The 5,578-nt window shown below is 42.9% G+C and carries 3 protein-coding genes and 3 pseudogenes; 1 reads left to right on the top strand and 5 read right to left on the bottom strand.

Annotated elements, in window-relative coordinates:
* Positions 1 to 140: 140 nt before the first annotated feature.
* From cas9 (ACJHVI_RS03780) to glmU, 5 genes and pseudogenes are all read right to left on the bottom strand, one after another.
* Positions 141 to 1,803, bottom strand: a pseudogene (gene cas9, locus ACJHVI_RS03780) (type II CRISPR RNA-guided endonuclease Cas9); the annotation flags it as partial.
* Between the two features lie 104 nt (positions 1,804 to 1,907).
* Positions 1,908 to 2,027, bottom strand: a pseudogene (locus ACJHVI_RS03775) (type II CRISPR RNA-guided endonuclease Cas9); the annotation flags it as partial.
* 59 nt (positions 2,028 to 2,086) lie between these two features.
* Complete coding sequence (gene cas9, locus ACJHVI_RS03770) at positions 2,087 to 3,016, bottom strand: type II CRISPR RNA-guided endonuclease Cas9 (protein ID WP_483183290.1); 930 nt, start codon at positions 3,014 to 3,016, stop codon at positions 2,087 to 2,089.
* Positions 3,017 to 3,278: 262 nt separating this feature from the next.
* Complete coding sequence (locus tag ACJHVI_RS03765) at positions 3,279 to 3,854, bottom strand: cytochrome b562 (protein WP_483183289.1); 576 nt, start codon at positions 3,852 to 3,854, stop codon at positions 3,279 to 3,281.
* A 78-nt stretch (positions 3,855 to 3,932) separates the two neighbouring features.
* Positions 3,933 to 5,330: a bifunctional UDP-N-acetylglucosamine diphosphorylase/glucosamine-1-phosphate N-acetyltransferase GlmU gene (gene glmU, locus ACJHVI_RS03760; RefSeq protein ID WP_483183288.1), complete on the bottom strand. Its 1,398-nt coding sequence runs from the start codon at positions 5,328 to 5,330 to the stop codon at positions 3,933 to 3,935.
* 112 nt (positions 5,331 to 5,442) lie between these two features.
* Between glmU and ACJHVI_RS03755 the strand changes: the two are divergent.
* A pseudogene (locus tag ACJHVI_RS03755) lies at positions 5,443 to 5,578 on the top strand (IS982 family transposase); the annotation flags it as partial.

Here is a 5,578-nt window from a genome sequence, read left to right as displayed (position 1 = left end):
GATGATTTTGTCTGCCATCTTTTTTGACCTGTTTTGAGCCACAGAAAAAGCATTTTTTGTGTTCAAAGCTTTTGACCTCGCTAAAAGCCTTACAGAATAGGGCTTTTCAAACTTTTTAGCACCTAAAATGTCCCTTTGCCCCTTAATTTCAAGGCAGTCAGCGGTTTTTTCACTACGCTCACGCCCTCATCCAAACGCTTGGCAGAGCGCAGGGTTTCCAAATGTCCCTGCCCCGTCATTTTGCGATTCGGCGCACGCGAGACAAACAGCGGCAACACCCATTCATGCGCCGCTTCGGGGCGCGCATCTAATTTTTCCGCCAGTTCTGCAAGCGGATTATCGCTGAACACGCGAATCATCACTTCCTGCCTGAAAAATTCCCATGGCTGCGGAATACGGGTTTTGACTTCGCCTGTTGCCGTATCAACCGTTTCCAAGATTTCGCGCCCCTGCATGGCTTTGGTGATTTTTTGCTGCATGGAAACGGTCGAACACGCCACCACAATCGCATCAAGGGCATGATGGCGGTCATTTTCTTCACGCACTTTCTGCAAGCCCCATAAACCGCGCAGCAAAGCCGTTATCGAGCCGTTGGAAGCAAACACGCGCCGCTTGCCTTTGCCGCTTAAATACAGGTTTTCTTCCACAAATCCGCATAAAAAACGGGCAATATAGCGCGTATCGTTTAAATTACGTTCCAAGAAACCCTGTTCGGCTTTGGTATCGAGCTTTGCCGTCTGAATACGCTGTTTTTTTCCGTAAGGAAAATCACAACCAGCCAAGCGTGCCTGAAATTCCCGCCATACGCGGCTATTGCTTGCACCGTCTAAATATTCATACGGCGTTTGATTGCGTTTTTTCTGATTTTCACTGCCCAATACCAGCACCTTATTATTGAAGCTGTCGTCCCAAGTGCGCGAAAACGGCAAAGCATGGTCGATTTCGACATAACCTTTTTCATTCAAACGGCTCAAATCGATTTCATTGCCCGAATACAGACATTTGCCGTGCTGTTGTCGATACAGTCGCAATTTAAGAATATCCTGTCCTTTCGGCTCGCCTGCAAAATGGGGAAACAATTCTTTAAACCGTTCCACCGCACGTTCGCGTTCTTTGCGGTTTTCTTCCTGTTTTTTTTCTCGATTTCTTTACGGTCTTTAAATGATTTACCTAATTCCCGCGCCGTTTCAATATGCACCCGCGCAGGCGAACCGTAGCGGCGGATAATCGCATTCACCACTTTCCGTACTTGTGTCAGCGTACGCAGCACCACAGGATTGCGTATAGCATCGGCAGGGATAGGCGGCAATAACCTTCTGTTTTGATTTTCTTTTATTGCACGATGGTCACCATAGACTGCTTTACAAGCCTCATCGTAACGCAAACCTTTTTCCATTTGCGGCAGGATTTTATGCAGCGCCAATAAAGACAATTCGATAAATTTGTCAAAACTCAGACCTTTTAATAAGGCGTCCAATACATTTTCAGGCAGCCCTAAATCTGCCAATGCCGTCTGAATATCTTCATCGGTTTTGTAAACGGAAAACGCCGTGCCGATTCTGTCCAATAATTCGGGACTGCGGATACGGTTGTTCCATGCCGCTTTCAAACCTGCTTTTTCCAATACCGTACGGATTTTGTGGTAAGCCTTCATTTCCATCAATGCACCGCTTTCGGCTTTTTTCGCACTTTCCGCATCGCTGCCGTAACGCAAACCTTCAAACACCGCGCTTTCAGGCAACGCTAAAATCTTGCGCACCTGTGCATAAGTCAGCTTGGATTTTTGATACGGCTCGTCTATAGTCGAAGAACTGAAAAAGTGACACAAAATATCAAGCTGCGAGCGTTATAGAGAGTACAGCAAAATGAATCAAAACTGTAACTCTTTTTGAAATCTTTGACTATAGTAGCAAACGGCGTTCCTCATCAGCCAAAGCCCGTTCTTCGCCGTTGTCCACAATCCGCAGATTGTTCAATTTAGTGAGCCAAATAAACCGTTCCGCGCTGTAAGTGTTTTTCGCCGCTTTCTTTATTTTGAAACTTGCGGATTGAGGCAGTCTTAATATTTCATGAAATTGTTCATAAGTCAGTTGCTTATTTTTTCTACTGTATTCAGTAAATCATATTCTTCTTTATTTAAAAAACGTTCTTTTTTATTCTGTGAAATCAGCAAATTATTTAGTTTTACTAAGCAAATAAATTGCTCTACATTAAGAGTATATTTTTCTTCCTTATTTTCATATAACTCAAACGTACATTCGCCTAGCATTTTCAATAACGCCGCCCCTTGTAAAGCGTCTTTTTGTTTCATCAACAAATTATCAACTTTTGCTTCCAAAGCCGTTGAAGTAAAAGGATTGCCGAATTCACGTTGCTTTTCAAATAACAAATGCAATTCTTTTTGTAAATCCAAGCGGTTGAAAGTATGTGAGTAATCGCCGCCTTTATTGCGTAAATGTCCGCTTTGCACGGCAAAATATTTTACTGCCAATTCCGCCGGTGTGCGGTATTCATCGGCTTGCAACAATTCATGGTTTTGCGCCACGCCTGCCAACAAACGCCCCAATTCCGATTTACCATCTTCCTGCAATTCGCTTTTACGCTGCGACAAATAACCGCGATGCTTAACTAAATGCAGCAGCGCCGCCGCCCACTCTTTTGGCGCAAGTTTTCTGTCTAAACCCTCCACACGCAAAGCCCACGCATCAATCGGCAGATTTTCAGGCAGTCTATTTGCACCAAAATCTGCTGCCGTTAAAATCCCTTCATGCTTCAATAAACGGCGCAAACGCAGCAAACGGTGCGCCCTGCGGCGGATTAAACGGCGCACACTGCGCGCTTCCCGTCGCGCTTTTGCTAAAGAATCGCCTGTTTTCGGCACTTCCGCCCGTTCAAACGTCCGCACACCGCAATCAAGTAAACCAATTAGATGTTCATTTTCATCAATCCAAACACAAGCCCAACCCACAGAAGCAATACCCAAATCCAAGCCCAAAATATAGTTTTGCTGCGCCATAGCCCTTTCCTTTCCTTTATCTAGACAATAAATAATTAGAAATCATACTGTTTTAAAACATAAAAATCTACACAACTCAGCTAAATTTCTGCTTGCTATTATCCGCATAAGTATTTTATAATCCGCAGCATTGTTGCACTACGAGATGAGAGCCGTTGCTACAATAAGACCATTTGAAAAAATGTGTCGCGACGTATTCAGAAATGAATGTGCCCCTGAAAAGTTCTACTTTTCAGGGGCATCGTCTTTTTAAGCTAAAGAATTAATTCACATCAAAATATTTGTGATACTCCTTGCGCACATCGCCTAATTCATTGATAATCGTGCGAACAGTCACTTCATCTTTATTTTCAATCGCTATTTCTAAATCGGCAATTAATTTACGTGTTTGCTGCATACCTTGCAGAAATTTTTCCTGATCTTGCGCATTAGCGTCAATGCTCAATGCCTCTGCTTGGCTAGCCCATTGGCTCAATTGTGCCGCAGGCTCTGCCATTGCCGCTATATTATCTGCGCCGTTAATGGCTTTAAAATTCCGTCCCATCAATTTCATTGTCGCTTCCAAATCTTTAGAATCGTCAATAATGGCCGCCGCCGGCAAAGATGTTGCCGGAGCTTCAATATTAAGCGCTTCAACAGATGGCTGCACAATAGTTTGTGTACTTTCCGTGATAACATTACCATCAAGAACAATCGCTTGAGTAATTTGCGTTTCTGTTACCACATCTGCTTTTACAGTTGAATCCGGACGTGCTTGTGCACGATCTTCTGCATTGGAGGTCTGCGCCATAGACGTAGCGCTAAATAAAATTGCCGATACAAGAAATAATTTTTTCATCTCTGCCTCTGTTTTATATTAAAGGGACTAGCAATATAACAAGATCGGCAATATTTGTGCTTTACATTCGGTTAAGTTTCAAGACTTATTTTGATTGGCTTTCTTTTTTATCGGACTTAACCAATTCGGTTTTTCCCGTAAATCGGCACGAGTGAAGGCTAAGCTGTCTGCGGCAATATTTTGCGTAATCACTGAACCAGCGCCAATTGTTACACGATCTCCAAGCTGCACGGGTGCAACCAATGCGGTATTTGAGCCGATAAAAACCTGATTACCTATTTCCGTGCGATATTTATTCACGCCATCATAATTGCAAGTAATGGTGCCGGCGCCAATATTGACATTTTTCCCAATGACAGCATCGCCGATATAGCTTAAATGGTTTACTTTGCTTCCTTCATCCACTATGCTCGCCTTAATCTCAACAAAATTGCCGATTTTTGCCGCCCGTTTTAATTGTGTATTTGGACGAATGCGCGCATACGGTCCGATTTCCGCATCAGCCGCAATCTGCGATTTTTCAATCATGCTCATCGGCTGTACGCGCACATTATCCCCCAATTCGCAATCAATCAGCACACTGCCTGCACCAATATGCACATAATTTCCTAAAACAACTTTTCCTTTAAAAAAAACATTCGGCTCAATCAAGACATCATGCCCGACAGTAATTTGACCATGAACATCAATTCGACCAGGATCAATCAATGTAACGCCTGCGGCTAATAATTGCTGGGCTTGGCGTTTGCGATATACCGCCTCCGCCTGTGCGAGCTGCGCACGGTTATTAATGCCTAAAGTTTCTTCTTCATTTTCAGCAAGTAATGCCGATACCTGCCAGCCATTATCAGATAATAAGGCGATTAAATCCGTCAAATAATATTCCTTTTGCACATTATTATTATCAATTTGCGGCAAATATTCGCGTAATAAAGCATTATTAATCGCCATAACGCCTGTATTGATTTCTTGAATTTTGCGCTGCTCATCTGTTGCATCTTTATGCTCGACAATTGCCACCACATTATCTTGTGCATTACGAATAATTCTTCCATAGCCGCTTGGATCAGCGAAATTTGCGGTCAATAAGGCGGCTCCGGTTTTTTCTGCCTGCATCAATAAAGCATTGAGGGTATTAACCGTGAGCAAAGGACAATCACCTAATAAAATTAATGTGATTGCTTCGCTTTGTAAAAATGGCAGAGCCTGCATGACAGCATGTGCCGTTCCCAACTGCTCTTTTTGCTCAAACCAATACAAATGAGGATAATCAGAGCTAATTTCCGTTTGTAATTGCTCTCCCAAATAGCCGTATATTACGGCACTTGAGTGAATATCTAATTGTTTGAGGGTATCTAATAATAAACTCAACATTGGCCGCCCTGCTAAAGGTTGAAGCAATTTAGGGCGCATCGAATTCATACGCGTGCCTTTTCCTGCCGCCAAAATCAAAGCATTAAATACATGATGAGACATTCTTTTTTCCTAAAATAACCTGAGTTCGGGATAAGCACCCCACTAAAAAATAAAGAGCAATTGTGATAATCTACTGTTTTGACGAAACAAACCATCACAAAAGCCGTTTAACATGGAACATCTTACAACACTTTTCTGCCAAGTAGATGATTTTTGTAAAACATTTGAAGCAGACTTTAACCGCACACTCATCAGCAAACCCAACAGCAGAAACCGAAAAGCCTCTATCAGCACTTCCGAAATCATTA

This window comes from Suttonella sp., from assembly GCF_056855035.1.
Note: the sequence above shows the minus strand (reverse complement) of the source record. Positions and strands in the feature narration are given on the sequence as shown.

Bases quoted from the DNA above. Each gene is read 5' to 3' on its own strand.
- glmU (WP_483183288.1), bottom strand. From the start codon at position 5,330: ATGTCTCATCATGTATTTAATGCTTTGATTTTGGCGGCAGGAAAAGGC.
- ACJHVI_RS03765 (WP_483183289.1), bottom strand. From the start codon at position 3,854: ATGAAAAAATTATTTCTTGTATCGGCAATTTTATTTAGCGCTACGTCT.
- cas9 (WP_483183290.1), bottom strand. From the start codon at position 3,016: ATGGCGCAGCAAAACTATATTTTGGGCTTGGATTTGGGTATTGCTTCT.